Annotated in this window: 9 protein-coding genes and 1 pseudogene; 5 read left to right on the top strand and 5 right to left on the bottom strand. The window is 71.9% G+C overall.

All coding sequences use genetic code 11. From position 1 onward, the window contains the following. Positions 1–18 precede the first annotated feature (18 nt). Positions 19–933: an arginase family protein gene (locus ACFVU2_RS18470; protein WP_387877405.1), complete on the top strand. Its 915-nt coding sequence runs from the start codon at positions 19–21 to the stop codon at positions 931–933. 42 nt (positions 934–975) lie between these two features. Here the strand turns inward: ACFVU2_RS18470 and hutI are convergent, their stop codons facing one another. The 3 genes from hutI to hutH all read right to left on the bottom strand — a co-directional run bounded on the left by hutI (position 976) and on the right by hutH (position 5559). Then, complete coding sequence (hutI, locus tag ACFVU2_RS18465; RefSeq protein ID WP_387877402.1) at positions 976–2142, bottom strand: imidazolonepropionase; 1167 nt, start codon at positions 2140–2142, stop codon at positions 976–978. Beyond that, positions 2142–3899 carry a urocanate hydratase gene (hutU, locus tag ACFVU2_RS18460; protein WP_387877400.1) on the bottom strand — a complete coding sequence of 586 codons (1758 nt, stop codon included), beginning with the start codon at positions 3897–3899 and terminating at the stop codon, positions 2142–2144. Before hutU ends, hutI begins: the two co-directional genes overlap by 1 nt. 109 nt (positions 3900–4008) lie before the next feature. After that, on the bottom strand, positions 4009–5559 hold the full coding sequence (hutH, locus tag ACFVU2_RS18455; protein ID WP_387877397.1) for a histidine ammonia-lyase: 1551 nt from the start codon (positions 5557–5559) through the stop codon (positions 4009–4011). 130 nt (positions 5560–5689) lie between these two features. Between hutH and ACFVU2_RS18450 the strand changes: the two genes are divergently transcribed. Next, the gene (locus ACFVU2_RS18450; RefSeq protein WP_387877394.1) at positions 5690–6448 is read left to right on the top strand and encodes an IclR family transcriptional regulator; all 759 of its coding nucleotides are present in this window, start codon (positions 5690–5692) and stop codon (positions 6446–6448) included. A 239-nt stretch (positions 6449–6687) separates the two neighbouring features. On the opposite strand, the gene ACFVU2_RS18445 is transcribed toward ACFVU2_RS18450, so the two are convergent. Next, positions 6688–7860, bottom strand: coding sequence for a S1C family serine protease (locus ACFVU2_RS18445; protein WP_387877392.1), 1173 nt, complete (start codon positions 7858–7860; stop codon positions 6688–6690). A 67-nt stretch (positions 7861–7927) separates the two neighbouring features. Here ACFVU2_RS18445 and ACFVU2_RS18440 point away from each other — a divergent pair, with 67 nt between their 5' ends. The 3 genes and pseudogenes from ACFVU2_RS18440 to ACFVU2_RS18430 all read left to right on the top strand — a co-directional run bounded on the left by ACFVU2_RS18440 (position 7928) and on the right by ACFVU2_RS18430 (position 15519). Further along, a complete protein-coding gene (locus ACFVU2_RS18440) occupies positions 7928–8314 on the top strand; it encodes a phage holin family protein (protein WP_387877389.1) in 387 nt (128 codons plus the stop codon). 380 nt (positions 8315–8694) lie between these two features. After that, positions 8695–11031 (top strand): annotated as a pseudogene (locus tag ACFVU2_RS18435) (glycoside hydrolase domain-containing protein); the annotation flags it as partial. Positions 11032–11085: 54 nt separating this feature from the next. Next, positions 11086–15519: a carbohydrate-binding protein gene (locus ACFVU2_RS18430; protein ID WP_387877590.1), complete on the top strand. Its 4434-nt coding sequence runs from the start codon at positions 11086–11088 to the stop codon at positions 15517–15519. Between the two features lie 122 nt (positions 15520–15641). On the opposite strand, the gene ACFVU2_RS18425 is transcribed toward ACFVU2_RS18430, so the two are convergent. Then, positions 15642–18005: an ATP-binding cassette domain-containing protein gene (locus ACFVU2_RS18425; RefSeq protein ID WP_387877387.1), complete on the bottom strand. Its 2364-nt coding sequence runs from the start codon at positions 18003–18005 to the stop codon at positions 15642–15644. Between the last annotated feature and the right edge of the window lie 35 nt (positions 18006–18040).

Genomic DNA, 18040 nt, shown 5'->3' with positions numbered 1-18040 from the left:
GCTCGGTATCGTCGCGCTATGAGCACGCCATCGCTGTCCGTCGACCCGCTCTGGCCCCGGGCCGGGGACTGGCCCTCCGTCGACGAGCTCGCCGGGGGTGAACGCGCCGATCTGGCGCTGATCGGCATCCCGACCTGGCGCACCTCGCTCTCGGCGACCGGCGCGCACGCGACGCCCGCCGCCGTGCGTGCCGCGCTGCGACGGTACTCCCCGCATGCTGAGGGCGTGGAGGTGGAAAGCCTCCGCCTCGTCGACGCGGGCGATGTCGCCGAGCCCGACGGCTCCGAGGGGGAAGCGCGGGCGACCGCGGCGATGCGGTCCGCCGTCGCGCGAGCGACGGTCACGGTCGCGGTCGGGGGCGACAACGCGCTGACCGTTCCGGCCGCCCTGGGCGCCTACGGCGACGAGCTGCCGTCGGCCGGCCTGATCACCCTCGACGCCCACCACGACCTCCGCGACGGCGTCTCGAACGGCTCGCCGGTGCGACGGCTGGTCGAGGCCGGCCTCGCAGGAACGCGGGTGGTGCAGATCGGCATCGCAGACTTCGCCAACTCGGCCGCCTACACGCGCAGGGCCGCCGACCTCGGGATCACCGTCATCACCCGCGACGCTCTGCACCGCCGGCCCCTGGACGACGTGCTCGCCGAGGCGCTGGAGATCGCAGGAGCCGCGGGAGGGCCTGTGCACGTCGACCTGGATGTGGACGTCTGCGACCGCTCGGTCGCTCCGGGATGCCCGGCGTCGGTCCCGGGCGGGCTGGCCGCCTGGGAGCTGCGTCGCGTCGCACGACTGGCGGCGGCCTCCCCGCTCGTGCGGTCGCTCGACATCGCCGAGGTGGACGCGACGGCCGACGCCGCGGACGAGCGCACCGTGCGGCTCGCCGCGCTCCTGGTGCTCGAGGCGGCAGCCGGAGTGGCGTCGCGCACGTCCTGAGGGGCGGAGCGCGCTGCGATCGGCGGGCCGCTGCGCGTCGCGTCAGGCGCCGCCGATGACGGTGCGCGCCACCAGCGGCACGCCGGGGCGGTACGCGAGGTGGACGAACGACGGCGCGTCCAGCACGACGTAGTCGGCACGGGCGCCCGGACGGAGATGGCCCACGTCGTCGCGGCGCAGCGACTCCGCCCCGCCGAGCGTTGCGGCTCGGAGGGCCTCCGCCACCGTCATGCCCATGTCACGCACGGCGACCGCGATGCAGAACGCCAGCGACGAGGTGAACGACGAGCCGGGATTGCAGTCGCTCGCGAGCGCGACGCGCACGCCCGCGTCGAGCAGGCGGCGCGCGTCGGGGTAGGGATGCCGGGTCGCGAACTCGACTCCGGGGAGAAGCCCCGCGACGGTGTCCGAGCCGGCCAGCGCGTCCACGTCGCGGTCGGTGAGGTAGGTGCAGTGGTCCACGGCGGCGGCGCCGAGCTCGACGGCGAGGGCGACTCCGTCGCCGGGGCCGAGCTGACTGGCGTGCAGTCGCAGGCCGAGACCGCGCTCCGCACCGGCGGTCAGGATGCGCCGGGTCTGCTCGGGGTCGAACGCCCCGGTCTCGCAGAAGACGTCGATCCAGCGGGCGTGCGGTGCGCAGGCGTCGAGCATCGGGCCGATGACGAGGTCGACGTAGTCGTCCGGGGCGTCCGCGTACTCCGGAGGCACGACATGCGCGCCGAGGAATGTGGTCTCGGCGGTGACCTCCTGAGCGAGGCGCAGGGAGCGCTGCTCGTCGGCGACCGTGAGTCCGTAACCGCTCTTGACCTCGAAGGTGGTGGTGCCCTGAGCTCGGAGCTCGGCGCTGAACCGGCTGAGATGGTTACGCAGCTCGTCGTCGGAAGCCGCTCGCGTCGCGGCGACGGTGCTCCGTATGCCGCCCGCGGAATACGGGCGACCGGCCATCCTCGCCTCGAACTCGGCCGAGCGGTCCCCGGCGAAGACGAGATGCGTGTGACTGTCGACGAAACCCGGGATGACGGCGGCGCCATCGGCGTCCGCGACCTCATCCGCGTCGGCGAGCGGTGCGTCCGCCGCGGGACCGCTCCACTCGACCCGGCCGTCGACCGTGAGGAGCGCGGCGTCGCGGACCACGCCGAGGGCACCCTCGTGCGCCGCGTCGAACGTGACGAGCTCGCCGATGCCGGTGAGGAGCGTCGCCCGCGTCATCAGTGCGCCTCGTGCTCCGCTGCGGGTGCTGCCGGTGCTGCCGGTGCTGCGGTCGCCGCCGTCGCTCGAGCCTCGTGCTCGCGCATCGGGACGCGCAGGCCGCGCTCATCGGCGACCTCCACCGCACGCTCGTAGCCCGCATCCACATGGCGCATCACGCCGGTGCCCGGGTCGTTGACCAGCACGCGCGCGATCTTCTGCGCGGCGAGCTCCGTCCCGTCGGCGACGACGACCTGCCCGGCGTGGATGCTGCGGCCGATCCCGACGCCGCCGCCGTGGTGCAGGGACACCCAGGTCGCGCCCGAGGCCGTGTTCAGCAGGGCGTTGAGCAGCGGCCAGTCGGCGATGGCGTCCGATCCGTCGGCCATCGACTCGGTCTCGCGGTACGGCGAGGCGACGGACCCCGAGTCGAGGTGGTCGCGGCCGATCACGATCGGCGCACTCAGCTCGCCCGAGGCGACCATCTCGTTGAACTTGAGGCCCGCGAGATGGCGCTCCTGGTAGCCGAGCCAGCAGATCCGCGCCGGGAGGCCCTCGAACGGCACCTTCTCGCCGGCCTGCGTGATCCAGCGGCGCAGGTGCTCGTCCTCCGGGAAGAGCTCGAGCACGGCACGGTCGGTCGCGGCGATGTCCGCCGGGTCGCCCGAGAGCGCCGCCCAGCGGAACGGGCCCTTGCCCTCGGCGAAGAGCGGGCGGATGTAGGCTGGCACGAACCCGGGGAAGTCGAAGGCGCGGTCGTAGCCGCCGAGCTGCGCCTCGATGCGGATGGAGTTGCCGTAGTCGAAGACCTCGGCGCCGGCGTCCAGGAACCCGACCATCGCCTCCACCTGGGCGGCCATCGACGCGCGGGCGGCGTCGGTGAACGCCTCCGGGTCGGCCGCGGCCCGCTCGTGCCACTCGTCGACGCCGATACCGATCGGCAGGTAGCTGAGGGGGTCGTGGGCGCTGGTCTGGTCGGTGACGATGTCGATGGGGACGCCTCGGCGCAGCAGCTCGGGGAACACCTCGGCCGCGTTGCCGACGAGGCCGACCGAGAGCGCGCGGCCCTCCTCCTTCGCAGCGACGGCGCGCGCGACGGCGTCGTCGAGGCCCTCCGCCACCTCGTCCAGATACCCGTGATCGACGCGGCGCTGGAGGCGCGTGCGGTCCACGTCGACGATCAGCACGGCACCGCCGTTGAGCGTGACGGCCAGCGGCTGCGCGCCGCCCATCCCGCCGCATCCCCCGGTGAGAGTGAGGGTGCCTGCCAGCGAGCCTCCACCCTGATCGTCGGCCCCGCCCCGCCGCGCCGCGAGCTTGCGGGCGACCGCGCCGAACGTCTCGTACGTGCCCTGCAGGATGCCCTGCGAGCCGATGTAGATCCACGAGCCGGCGGTCATCTGGCCGTACATGGTGAGGCCGAGCGCCTCCAGGCGGCGGAACTCGGGCCACGTGGCCCAGTCGCCGACCAGGTTGGAGTTCGCGATGAGCACCCGCGGGGCCCACTCGTGGGTGCGGAACACCCCGACCGGCTTGCCCGACTGCACGAGGAGGGTCTCGTCGGGCTCGAGGTCGCGGAGGGTCTCCACGATGGCGTCGAAGGCCTCCCAGCTGCGAGCCGCACGGCCCGTGCCGCCGTAGACGACGAGGTCGTCGGGGCGCTCGGCGACCTCGGGGTCCAGGTTGTTCATCAGCATCCGGAGGGGTGCCTCGGTCTGCCAGCTCTTCGCGCTCAGCCGGGTGCCGCGCGCTGCGCGCACCGCTCGTGCTCCGTCCATGAGTCGTGACTCCTTCGGTCCCGCCGAGAGGGCGAACAATTCGCCCTCTCGGCTGATTTCTGTGCAGTTCGTGCCCGCTCGGCGAGCGGGTTGTGGATGGTGGGGCGGGTCAGGTCAGGGGGGTGGGGAGGGCGGCGTCGGCGGCGTCGAGCAGGGCGCCGGAGGCGACGAGCGCGACGGCGGCCTCGATCTCGGGGGACAGGTAGCGGTCGGGGCCGGGGCCGGCGACCGACTCACGCAGGGCAGCGGTCACGGCACCTGTCGCCGGGCCCTGCGCGAGCGGAGCCCGCAGGTCGGCGCCGCGCGAGGCCGTGAGCACCTCGATCGCGAGCACCCGGGTCAGCCCGTCGACCGCGCGGCGGAGCTTGCGGCCCGCGGCCCAACCCATCGACACGTGATCCTCCTGCATGGCGGACGACGGGATGGAGTCGGCCGAAGCCGGGGCCGCGAGCCGTTTGAGCTCCGAGACGATGCCCGCCGCGGTGTACTGCGTGATCATCAGCCCGGAATCGACCCCCACCTCGTGGGCGAGGAACGGCGGAAGGCCCTGGTTGCGGGCCGGATCGAGAAAGCGGTCGGTGCGGCGCTCCGACATGCTTGCCACATCCGCCACCACGATCGCCAGGAAGTCGAGCACGTACGCGACGGGCGCCCCGTGGAAGTTGCCGTTCGACTCCACCCGGCCGTCGAGCGTCAGCACCGGGTTGTCGATGGCGGAGGCCAGCTCGCGCTCGGCCACCGAGGTCGCGTGGGCGACGGTGTCGCGGGCGCCGCCGTGGACCTGAGGTGCGCAGCGGAGCGAGTACGCATCCTGCACGCGCGTGCACTCGGGGCCCTTGTGGCTGGCGACGAGCGGCGAGCCGGCGAGCAGGGCGCGGAGGTTGCCCGCCGCGACGGCCTGGCCGGCCTGCGGTCGCAGCCGCTGCAGATCCGCCGCGAAGACCGCGTCGGTGCCGAGCAGGGCCTCGACACTCAGCGCGGCGGCGATGTCGGCGGTGATCAGCAGGCGCTGGAGGTCGTGCAGGGCGAGGGACAGCATCCCGAGCATCCCGTCGGTGCCGTTGATGAGGGCGAGGCCCTCCTTCTCGGCGAGCACCAGCGGCTCGATGCCCGCTGCGGCGAGGGCGTCCGACGCGTCGAGGAGCTCGCCGTCGACGCGCACCTGCCCTTCGCCCATGGCCGCGAGGGCGCAGTGCGCGAGCGGGGCGAGGTCGCCGGAGCAGCCGAGCGAGCCGTACTCGCGGACGATCGGGGTGATCCCGGCGTTGAGCAGGGCCGCGTAGGTCTCCACCGTGCGCGGCGTCGCGCCGGTGCGGCCGGTCGTGAGCGTGGCGAGGCGCAGCAGCATGAGGGCGCGGACGACCTCCCTCTCGACCTCCGGTCCGCTGCCCGCGGCGTGCGACCGCACGAGGCTGGCCTGCAGCTGCGCGCGGCGCTCGGCGGGGATGAAGGTGGTGGCCAGGGCGCCGAAGCCGGTCGAGATGCCGTAGTGCGGCTCCACGTCGCCGGCGAGGCCCTCCACGATGGCGCGGGAGGCGCGGACGGCGTCGAGCGCGTTCCGGTCGAGCTCGATGCGGGCGTCGTGACGGGCGACCGCGACGACGTCCGCGACGGTGAGCGGGGCGGCGCCGACGGTGACGGGGGCGGTGGTGAGGAGCATGCTCCGATCCTCGCCGTGGCGCCCCGGTGGCGGGCCGGTTGTACACTCATCGGTGTCCGGGATACCAGACAGAAGCGCGGCGTCGTGGCCCCGGCGAAGACGTCGTGGCCCCGCCGGAGAGGAGGTTCGCGTGAGCAAGGTCCCCGCCGCGGAGAACACCCTCCGCATCCTCGGTCATCTGGCAGCCCAGCGCGGACCGGTGCCGGCGGCGAGCATCGCGACCGCACTCGACCTGCCGCGCTCCACCGTCTACCACCTGCTCGCCGTGCTGGGCGATCACGGGTTCGTCCTGCACTTCCCGGAGGCCCGACGCTACGGGCTGGGCGTCGCCGCCTACGAGCTCTCCAGCGCCTTCTCGCGGCAGCAACCGCTCAGCAGGCTCGGCCGGCCGATCGTCGCCGGGCTCGTGGATGCCATCGGCGAGTCCGGGCATGTCGCCGTGCTGCACGGCCGCGACGTCGTCTACATCGTCGAGGAGCGGGCGCCCCGGCGCCCGCGACTGGTCACGGACGTCGGCGTGCGCCTCCCGGCACACCTCACGGCGAGCGGGCGCGCACTGCTGGCGACACTCCCCGCGGGACAGCTGCGCGCGCTCTACCCCGACCGCGACGCCTTCGAGGAGCGCACGGGCGCGGGACCGCACTCCTACGGCGAGCTGCGCCGGGTGCTCGCCGAGGTGCGGGACCGCGGCTACGCGACGGAGGACGGCGAGGTCACCCCCGGATTCGCCTCCGTCGCGGTGTCCGTGCGCGACCACGCCGGCTGGCCGGCGGCCGGGATCGCGGTGACCTTCCCGCGCGAGAATGTCCCTCCCGCGGAGTGGGAGGCGCTCGCCGGCCGGGTGCGCGATGCCGCGGCCGAGCTCTCGCGTCGCATCCGGGGAAGCTGAGCGGCGGGGTCGGGGGCGGGGCCGCGTGTTGCGTCCCCGGGGACGTTCGGCGGCCATCCGTTTGTCACGACATGCCGTGCGGTGGTGGGCGTGCGCGGCGTGTTGCGTCCACTGGTTGTGCGGCGGCCATCCATTTGTCACGACATGCCGTGGTGTGCCGCGCACGCGCGGCGTGTTGTGACGGATGGATGGTGGCGTGGCGTGGCGGGGCCGGGGTCAGCCGGAGGCCCTGACCGGGGTCAGCCGGCGGCGAGGGTGAGCTTCGCCTCGCGCTCGTGGCCGGCGCGGACGAAGCCCACGTCGACCGTGTCGCCGGGGGCTGAGGTGATCTGCAGTGCCGTCAGCACGTCGACGCTGCTCGCGGGCGTGCCGTTCAGGCTCGTCACGACGTCGCCGGGGCGGATCCCGGCGCCGGCGGCAGGGCCTCCGGCATCCACCGCCGTGACGAACAGGCCGTCGGTGATCCCGTAGGCCGCGGCGACTCCGGGAGGGATGGGCAGGACGTCCATGCCCGCCGTCGGATACGAGACCTCGCCGTGGTCGATGATCTCGTGCGCGATGCGCATCGCCGAGGACTCGGGTACGGCGAATCCGATGCCGACGCTGCCGGTGCTGCTCTGGCCCGCGCTGCCGGGCACGGTCGCGATCGCCGTGTTCACGCCCACCAGGCGGCCGCGGCAGTCGACCAGTGCACCTCCGGAGTTGCCGGGGTTGATGGAGGCGTCGGTCTGGATGGCGCCGACGAGCACCGCGTTGCGGTCGTCGTCGCTCGGGACGGGGACGGTGCGGCCGAGGGCGCTCACGATACCCGCGGTGACGGTGCTCGAGAGGCCGAGCGGCGCGCCGAGCGCGACCACGGGCTGGCCGACGGACAGGCTGCCGGAGTCGCCGATGGAGATCACCGGCAACGGCTCGTCGTCCTCGACCTTGACGACGGCCAGGTCGGTCTTCGGGTCGCGGCCGACCAGCTTCGCGGCCAGGTCGTGGCCGTCGCTGAACCGCACCGAGAGGGACCCGCCCGACGCGGCCGGCGAGATGACGTGGTTGTTCGTGAGGATGTAGCCGTCGTCGGTGATGATCTGCCCGCTGCCGTTGCTCCGCCCGCCGGACGACGACGTGACCGAGATCGTGACGATGGTGGGCAGCACGCCGTTCGCGACCGAGGAGGCGTTGCAGGAGCCGCTGTTCCCGGCACTCACCGCGGCCGTGGTGATCGTGCCGGCGATGAAGCCGCCCGCGATCAGGGTGAGCGCGACGCCGGTGACGAGCAGGGCGGTGGCCCAGGTGGCGCGGGAGGGGCGGGTCTCTTCGGGAGCCGCGGCCACGGACGGAGCGGCGATGTCGTCGCCAGGGACGACGCCGTCGGCGCCCGATCCGGTGGGCGAGGAGGGGGACGGGTCGTGGTCGGTCATGGCGCGCCTCCTGGTGACTGTGGCGTCAGGCTAGCGGTCGGGATGCGCGAAACGCTACTGTCCACACATGGTCAGGTTCCTCATCCGGGTGGCGATCTTCGTCGTGACCGCTGCGCTGGGCCTGCTGGTGGCGGCCTGGCTGCTCCCGGGGTTCCACCTCGACTGGGAGGGCGGGATCATCGCGGTCGTGGTGTTCGCCATCGCGCAGAGCGTGCTGTCGCCGTTCATCTTCAACCTGGCGCGCAAGCACGCGTCCGCGGTCCTCGGCGGGATCGGCCTTGTGTCGACACTCGTGGCCCTCATCGTGGCCGCCCTGTTCCCCGGCGGGATCCGGGTCGACGACTTCGTGACGTGGGCGCTCGCCGCCTTGATCGTCTGGTTCGTGACGGCGCTCGGCGGCTGGCTCCTGCCGCTGCTCTTCCTGAAGAAGAAGGTCACCGCCGCCCGAGCGTGACCGCCCTCGCGGAACCCCGCCGGGTGACGCGCGGGGAGGATGCCGACATTCGTGTCGAATGACGGGATACGGGCCCCGAAAGTCCACATTCGTGCCGAATGTGCGCGGCTCGCGAGGCCGCACACGACCGCACACGGCCGCGGGCCGCTGGGCCAGCGGCTGGCGAGGGGCGCGGCGGAGTTCACCTGCTGGACACTTCCACGCTGCCCGCCGGACACTGCTGGGGCCCATTCCGTTCCATCCAGGATCGATAGCCTCCCTATCGGTTCTCGCGAGGCGCTTGACGAAAGCGGCGCCGGCAGGGTTGACTCTCTGCCATGACAGCGCTGTCACATGCGGGGTCACTCGGTCACACCTTCACCAGAACCAGGAGCTGATTCATGCCCGGCAACACCCGCGCGCCTTGGGCGCCATCCCGCAGACGGGATCTCACCGGACGGCTCGCGGCCGTCGCCGTCGCCACGGCCCTCGTCGCATCTGGGACCGGTCTCACCGCCGTGTCCGCGATCGCCGCCCCCACCGCGACCCCGGCGGCGACCGACTACACATCGTTCGTCGATCCCTTCGTCAGCACCGCGGGCGACGACGGCAACGACCTCCCGGGAGCGCAGGCGCCGAACGGCCTCGCGAAGGTGAACCCCCTCACCACCCCGAACCGCAACCACACCGGCTACGACTACAACGAGAAGAAGATCGCAGGCTTCACCCAGACCAACCTCGACGGCGTGGGCGGCTCGGGCGGCGGTGGCGACATCCTCGTCGTCCCGACCGAGGTGAACTACTCGGCCCGCCCCTCCACCGCCTCCTACGCGCACCCCTACTCGCACAGCGACGAGGAGGCGACACCGGGCTACTACCGCGTGGGCCTCGGCGAGATCGCCGGGACCGACGGCGCCGTGACCGCGCCGGGCGGGACGATCGATGCGGAGGTCGCCGCCGCAACGCGCACGGCGATGCACCGCTACACGTTCCCCGCGGGCAAGACCCCCTCGCTGGTCTTCGACCTCAACAACAACTTCACCAGCCGCACGGGGTCGTCCATCACGACGACGACGCTCGCCGACGGCCGTCTCGCGCTCTCGGGCACCTTCGCCGGCAACTTCAACGGCGCCTCCTACGCGATGTCGTACTACGCCGAGACCGCGCAGAAGGTCGCCTCGGTGCGCACGTGGGCCGACGGCTCGGCGCTGGATGCGACCACGACCCGCACGGGCACCGACACCGGCGCCGTGATCGGCTTCGACCCGGCCGCCGGCCAGCAGGTCGAGCTGCGCATCACGCTCTCGCCGATCAGCGCCGCGCAGGCGCAGATCGACCAGGCCAACGAGGTCGGCGGCAAGACCTTCGACCAGGTGCGCTCCGAGACGGCGGCGGCCTGGAACGCCCGCCTGGGCGCGGTCGACGTGACCGCCTCCACGCAGAGCGACCCGGACGGCACGCTGAAGAAGCTCTTCTATACGCACCTGTACCGGATGTTCGCGGTGCCGACCAACGCCACCAGCACCTCCGGCACCTACCGCGGTGTCGACGGCGCCGTGCACCAGGTGGACGACTACACGTACTACGACGGCTGGTCCTCGTGGGACGACTTCCGCAAGTACTCGGTGATCGCCTACGTCGACCCGACCCTCTACCGCGACATGATCCAATCGCTGATCACGCTGTTCGCCGACCAGAACGCATCGGGCGCGGCGAACCTCGCGAGCCTGGTCCAGGGCGTGCCGACGGTCCGCTGGGAGCGCTCCGCCGTCATCGTCGCCGACGCGCTCTCGAAGGGCTACACCGGCTTCACCCGCCTCGACGAGGCCTACCCGACCCTGCACAACCTCGTCGGCTACTACTCCGGCCAGGAGCTGCGCCAGGGCTACATCGCCGACCGCCCGGGCTCCTCGCTCGAGCGCGGCTACGACCAGTGGGCCCTCGCGATCATCGCGGACGCGCTCGGCAAGACCGATGAGGCGAAAGACCTGCGGTCGCAGGCCGCGCTGCCCTTCCAGAGCGTCTTCAAGGCCGGCGCGTGGACGGCCGCCGACGGCACCAAGGTCGGCCTCCTGACCCCGCGCAACGCAGCGGGCGACTGGACGAACGTCGACTACGAGCGCTTCGAGGCCGCCAACCTCTACCAGGGCACGCCGTGGCAGTACAACTGGTACGGCGCCTACGACATGGCCGGCACCATCCAGGCGATGGGCGGCACGAAGGCGGCGAAGCTCGCCGTCGAGCACATGTTCGGCGAGGATGCGGCGACCGACGACGGCAAGGGGATGCTGCACTCCAACGCCAACGAGATCGACCTGCAGGCGCCCTACCTGTTCAACTACGTCGGCGAGCCGAGCCTGACCTAGAAGTGGGCGCGCGCGATCTACACGAAGCCGACCTGGAACCGGTACATCGCGACCGGCAGCACGAACGAGGCCCCGAGCGGCAACGGCGAGTTCACCCCACCGATCAAGACCAACGTCTACAAGCTCGACCCGGCCGGCTTCCTGCCCACCATGGACAACGACGCCGGCACCATGTCGACGATGTTCGTCGCCGCGGCGATCGGGCTCTTCCCGGTGACGGCAGGCTCGTCGCAGTACCAGATCGGCTCGCCGTTCTTCGACTCCACGAAGATCACCTACGACACCGGCCGCACCTTCACGGTGTCGGCGGGCAACGTGTCGTCGGACAACTTCTACATCCAGTCGGCGAAGCTCGGCGGCGCGGACTACGGCAACACCTGGGTGGACTACTCCTCCATCGTCGGCGGCGACACGCTGGCCTTCGACATGGGCGCGAAGGCCACCTCGTGGGGCGCCGACACCAAGCCGGCCTACTCGATGAGCACCGGTTCGACCGGGACCCCGGGCAACCCGGGCGGCGGCGACGGCGGAACGGCGAAGACCTACCCGGTCAGGGCCTCGGCCACCTCGGTCGCGGCCGCTGCCGACGGCACGGTCTCCGGCTCCGTCGTCCTGACCCTGGGCGGCGGCGCGACCTTCACCGGTGCGGTGGGATCCAGCATCACCGGCACCGGGGGAGCCACCGTCAGCGGTCTCCCCTCCTCGGTCACGGCCGACCTGAAGGTCGCCTCCGCCACCACCGCGACGCTCAAGCTCTCGGGCACGATCACGAAGAACGCCCGCTTCCACGTGAACTTCGCGGATGCGGCGCTCGGCGGCGGCGCGACCGCTGCGTCGCTGACCGGCCAGGGCGTCTCCGACCTGTCCGCCCTCGAGCTCACGGTCTCCAACGCCGACCGCGTCGCCCTGCAGAAGCTGGTCGACCAGGCGGCGCTCGTGCAGCCGGGCAACTACTCGTTCGCCTCGTACAGCGCCCTCACCAAGGCGCTGACCGCAGCGCAGAAGGTCCTCGGCGACGCGTCGGCCAGCAGCTCCAAGCTGCGCAGCGCGACCAGCGTGCTGCAGGCGGCGATCGACGGCCTCGGTCTCGACCAGGGCGCCTACCGCGTCCTGCAGGCGGAGCAGTCGGACGAATGGTCGGGGGGCTCGCTCAAGAACGAGGCCTACCAGTCCACCGGCGACCTCGGAGGCGTGACCACCGGGTCGTGGGTGCGGTACAACAACCTCGACTTCGCCGGCTCCACGCCGAAGCGGATCGCGGTCCGGTACGCGAACTCGCAGGCCACCAGCGCGGCGCCCTCCAGCGCCGCGGTCCACGCCGGGGACGAGAACGGGCCGGTCGTCGGCACGGTCAGCCTCCCGGGTACCGGCAGCTGGGGCAACTACGTCACCGTCTCGGCGGCCATCACCGACCCGGCGGCTCTCGCCGCGGCCAAGAAGGTGACGTTCACCTTCACGGCTCCGGACGGCCAGGCCTGGGTGTCGAACTTCGACTGGTTCCAGTTCTCGGCGACCGCCACGGACGGTGCGGCTCCGGTCGTCGTCGAGGCCGAGGCCTGGAAGACGAACAGCGGCAACGGCCTCAAGTCGGAGCAGTCCACCTGGAGCGACGGGGCCGTGACGGACCTCGGCGCGACCTATGACAAGGCGTGGCTGGACTACGGCACCATCGACTTCGGCACCACGCCGATCGCCGAGGTGTCCATCCACTACGTGAACAACTCGTCCCGCTGCGGTGCGAACTCCAGCGTCGACGTCTACCTCGACGGCTATGACCCGGCCAACCCGGGCACCCCGTACGCCAACGTGCCGCTCGCGGTCACCGGCTCCGACTGGGTGAAGGCGGGCAACACCTCCATCACCCTGCCGAAGACCATCACGGGCAGCCACCGCCTCTACCTGGTGCTCCACACCACGCCGGATGCGAGCCACCCGTACGTCGCCAACATCGACAACGTCACCTTCGTCCCGACCAAGAACACCACCACGGTGGTCGAGGCCGAGTCGTGGAAGTCGAACAGCGGCGGCACGCTGAAGAGCGAGACCTCCACCTGGAGCGATGGCACCGTCGTCGACCTGGGCGGCACGTACGACGGCGCCTGGCTCGACTACGGCACCGTCGACTTCGGCGCCACCGCGGTCACCCAGGTCGCGACGCACTACGTGAACAACTCGTCCCGCTGCGGCACGAATTCGCGCATCGACCTGTACCTGGACGCCGTCGATCCGGCCAACCCGGGTACGCCGTTCGCGACCCTGCCGCTGGCACCGACCGGCTCCGACTGGGTGAAGTCGGGCACCGCCCAGCTCGCCCTGCCGAAGTCGATCACGGGCAGCCACCGGCTCTCCGTGGTGCTGCACACGACCGCCGACGCGAACCACCCGTACGTCGCCAACATCGACAAGCTGACGTTCACGACGGGCGTCGACAAGACGGCGCTGCGGGATGCGATCGACACGACCGCTCCGCTCGCTGACAAGACCGGCGTCTACGGCTCGATCGACTTCGCGGTGTTCCTCCGCGAGCTCGCCGCGGCCAAGAAGCTGCTCGCCTCCGACGCTGCGACGCAGAGCGCGGTCGACGCCCAGGCGCGCAGCCTGAGCCTGGCGGCCAGCCAGTTGACCCCGGTCTCGCGGCTCACGCTCGCGCACCTGGTGAGCGTGGCGTCCGCCGTGACGGACCAGCGGTACACCGACGAGTCGTGGGCGGCCTTCACGGGAGCGCTCGACGCGGCCAAGGCCGTGCTGGCGGACACCGGGGCGACGGACGACGCGCTGAACGGTGCAGCCTCCGCGCTCACCTCCGCTCAGGACGGCCTCGCCGCCAAGCCGGTCGTGGCGCCCGCCACGCCTCTCTCGGTCACCGCCACCGTCAGTGGATCGAGCGTCGCCGTCCGCTGGAACGCGCCCACCGAGGACGGCGGATCCGAGATCGCCGGATACGTCGTCACCCTCGACGACGGCCACCGGATCACGATCGGCGATCCGTCGCAGCTCTCGGCGGTCTTCACCTGGCTGAAGGCGGGGCAGGCGTACGTCGCGCGGGTCAGCGCCCTCAACGCGACGGGAGCCTCCGCACCGTCGGAGGCGGCCCCGGCCGTCCCCGAGGCGGCACCCGCCGTCGCGGAGGCGTTCGCGGCCCTCGCGTCCGACCCGTTCCCGTCCGGGACGATCGGCGCCGCGTACCCGTCCGATTCCTGGCCGGCCACGCCGATCGGCGTCGACTACAACGTGTACATCCTGCGCGGCTTCTCGGCGCTCGGAGCCTCCACCCTCGGGGCGAACGAGAAGGTCGCCGACCTGTCGACGATCACCGCCGAGAACGACCAGAAGGTGCTCGCGATCAACCACGCCGCCACCAGCGCGCAGGTCGATCGCGCGCAGCGGGATGCGGACAACTCGCCCGCCACCACGATGACCGACGCCCTGGGCTCGCGACTCGGTACGCTCTACGCCGCCGCCATCGGCGCGGGCAAGCTGCCGAAGACCCAGGCCATCCTCGACCGGGTGGCATCGGGGCTCGGCGGTGCGGACGCGGCCAAGCCGTACTTCCAGTACCTGCGCCCGTACGTGCGCATGGGGCTGGCCAGCCAGGGCGGCCTGATCTACGACAACAAGACCGGCGGCTATGACGGTCTCGCGGGCAGCGGCTCCTACCCGAGCGGTCACACGTTCGGCGGGTACACCTTCGGCACGACCATGGCCACGCTGCTGCCGGAGCTCGCTCCCCAGCTGCTCGCCCGGGCCTCCGAGTACGGCAACAACCGCATCATCCTGGGCTTCCACTATCCGCTCGACGTCATGGGCGGCCGGATGGATGCGCAGGCGACGGTCGCGCACCGCTGGGCCGACCCGGCGTTCGCCGATCTGATGCTTCAGGCGCACGACGAGCTGGAGCAGGTGCTGGTGCAGGAGTGCCAGGCGAACGGGTTCGGCGACACCATCGCCGCCTGCTCGGGCACGCCCTACGCGGGGCTGGACGACGCGGCCGCCACCGACCTCTACACCCAGCGCCTCGACTACGGGTTCACCCCGGTCGCGGCGAAGGGCCAGAAGGTCACGGTTCCGGCCGAGGCGGCCAGCCTGCTCACCACCGCCTTCCCGGACCTGACGGACGCGCAGCGCACGCAGATCCTGGAGCAGACGGCGCTCGACTCGGGCGACCCGCTCGACCTGACCGCCCAGGGCGACGCCAGCTGGGAGCGCATCAACCTCGCCAAGGCGCTGACCGCGCAGGTGACGGTGAACGCCGACGGCACGGTGACGGTGACGAACTACGCCGACGCCACCCAGCGCGGCGTCTCGACCGCCTCGGCGATCAGCGTCGCGGGCACCGCGATCGACGGCTTCGATCCGGCCACGCGCACCTACGTGGTGGACTGGCCGGCGGGGCGCGCCCTCCCGGCGGTCACGGCCACGGCTGCAGCCGACGGAGCGACGGTGACGGTCGCCGAGCCCCTCGCAGCGCGGTTCCGGAGCCTCGCGGCGATCGACGATGCATCCGCCCGGTCGCGGACCGTCACGGTCACCTCGGCCGACGGCGCCTCCAGTCGCACCTACACGGTCGCGTTCTGGATCACCGCCGACGCCCACCTGCCCGGCGGGGTGACCGACCCGGGCACCGGCGGCGGCACGGATCCCGGCAACGGCGGCACCGACCCGGGCGACCCGGGAGCGGGGGGCGGCACGGGAGGCTCCGGTACCGGTCCGGCCGGCACCGCCACCGGCTCGACCGGTGACGGGGACCTCGCCGACACCGGCGCGGGCGACCTGAGCCTCGCGGCACTCGGTGCGCTGCTGGCGCTGGGGCTCGGAGCGGCACTGGCGGTCCGCCGCCGACGCCGGCACCTGACCCGCTAGCCGCAGCACCTACGACGGCCCGGACACCGAAGGGTGTCCGGGCCGTCGTGCGTGCATCGAGTGGTCACGACATGCCGTGCGAAAGCATCACGCACGGCAAGTCGTGACCACCGGATCCCGGGTCAGGCGCCGACGTAGCGCGCCAGGTGCTCTCCGGTGAGGGTCGAGTGCTCGGCGATCAGGTCGGCCGGCGTGCCCTCGAAGACCAGGCGACCGCCGTCGTGGCCGGCGCCCGGGCCGAGGTCGATGATCCAGTCGGCGTGCGCCATCACGGCCTGGTGATGCTCGATCACGATGACCGACTTGCCCGAGTCGACGAGCCGGTCCAGGAGGCCGAGGAGCTGCTCCACATCGGCCAGGTGCAGGCCGGTGGTCGGCTCGTCGAGTACGTACACACCGCCCTTCTCGCCGAGGTGGGTGGCGAGTTTCAGGCGCTGGCGCTCGCCTCCCGACAGCGTGGTCAGCGGCTGGCCGAGGCTGAGGTAGCCGAGGCCGACGTCCTCCAGCCGGTCCAGGATGGCGCTCGCGGCCGGGGTGCGCGCCTCGCCCTCGCGGAAGTACTCGCGCGCCTCGGTGACGGGCATCGCGAGCACCTCGCTGATGTTCCGGCCGCCGAGCGTGTACTCGAGCACGGATGCCTGGAACCGCTTGCCGCCGCACTCCTCGCACACGGTCGCGACGCTCGCCATCACCCCGAGGTCGGTGTAGATCATGCCGTTGCCGTTGCAGGTGGGGCATGCGCCTTCGGAGTTGGCGCTGAACAGGGCGGGCTTCACGCCGTTGGCCTTCGCGAACGCCTTGCGGATGGGGTCGAGCAGGCCGGTGTAGGTCGCCGGGTTGCTGCGCCGCGACCCGCGGATCGCACCCTGGTCGATCGACACCACGTCGGCCTGCGACGAGACCGAGCCGTGGATGAGCGAGCTCTTGCCCGACCCGGCCACCCCGGTCACGACGACCAGGACGCCGAGGGGGATGTCGACATCCACGTCCTGCAGGTTGTTCGCGGTCGCGCCGCGCACCGGGAGGGCCCCCGACGGCGATCGCAGCGTCTCCTTGAGAGCGGCCCGGTCGTCGAGATGGCGCCCGGTGAGCGTGCCGCTCGCGCGGAGCCCCTCGACCGTGCCCTCGAAGCAGATCGTGCCGCCGGCCGTCCCGGCGCGCGGCCCGAGGTCGACGACGTGGTCGGCGATCGCGATGGCCTCCGGCTTGTGCTCGACCACGAGCACCGTGTTGCCTTTGTCGCGCAGGCGCAGCAGCAGCTCGTTCATCTTCTGGATGTCGTGCGGGTGCAGCCCGATCGTCGGCTCGTCGAAGACGTAGGTGACGTCGGTGAGCGACGAGCCGAGGTGCCGGATCATCTTGGTGCGCTGGGCCTCGCCGCCCGAGAGGGTTCCGGAGGGCCGGTCGAGCGAGAGGTAGCCGAGCCCGATCTCGACGAACGAGTCCAGGGTGTGCCGCAGGTTCGCCAGGAGCGGCGCCACCGACGGCTCCTGGATGCCGCGCACCCACCCGGCCAGATCGCTGATCTGCATCGCGCACGCCTCCGCGATGTTCACGCCGTCGATGCGGGAGGCGCGCGCCCCTTCGTTGAGCCGTGTGCCGCCGCAGTCCGGGCACACGGCGAACGCCACCGCGCGGTCGACGAAGGCGCGGATGTGCGGCTGCAGCGCATCGCGGTCCTTCGACAGGAACGACTTCTGGATCTTCGGCACCAGACCTTCGAAGGTCATGTTGATGCCCGAGATCTTGACCTTGGTCGGCTCCTTGTAGAGGAAGTCGTTCCGCTCGGTCTCGGTGTAGTCGCGGATCGGCTTCGTCGCGTCGACGAAGCCCGACTCGGCGTACTGGCGGACCGCCCAGCCGTCCGCGGTGTAGCCGGGGATGGTGATCGCGCCCTCCGCGAGCGACTTGGAGTCGTCGAAGAGCTCGGCGAGGTCGATCTCGTTGACCGTGCCCATCCCCTCGCACCGCGGGCACATGCCGCCGGTGATCGCGAAGCTGCCCGCCTCGGCCTTGCCCGACCCGCGCTCGATCGTGACCGCCCGGTCGCCGTGCACCGAGGCGAGGTTGAACGAGAACGCCTGCGGGGATCCGACGTGCGGCTGCCCGAGCCGGCTGAACAGGATGCGCAGCATCGCGTTGACGTCCGTCACCGTTCCGACTGTGGAGCGCGCATTGGCGCCCAACCGTTCCTGGTCGACGATGATCGCCGTGGTCAGGCCTTCGAGCACGTCCACGTCGGGGCGGGCGAGCGACGGCATGAACCCCTGCACGAAGGCGCTGTACGTCTCGTTGATCATCCGCTGCGACTCCGCCGCGATCGTCCCGAACACGAGCGAGCTCTTGCCCGAGCCGGAGACGCCCGTGAACACGGTCAGCCGCCGCTTCGGCAGGTCGACGCTGATGTCCTTCAGGTTGTTCTCGCGAGCGCCCTGCACCCGCAGGAGGTCGTGCGAGTCGGCGACGTGGCTGTCCGGCGTGCTCATCGATGTCTCCCTCGCTCAGGCGCAACCCACGCTAG

The organism is Leifsonia sp. NPDC058194 (genome assembly GCF_042883605.1).
Lineage (GTDB): Bacteria > Actinomycetota > Actinomycetes > Actinomycetales > Microbacteriaceae > Leifsonia.
The sequence above is the reverse complement of the archived record's forward strand: the minus strand, read 5'-3'. Positions and strand labels throughout refer to the sequence as shown.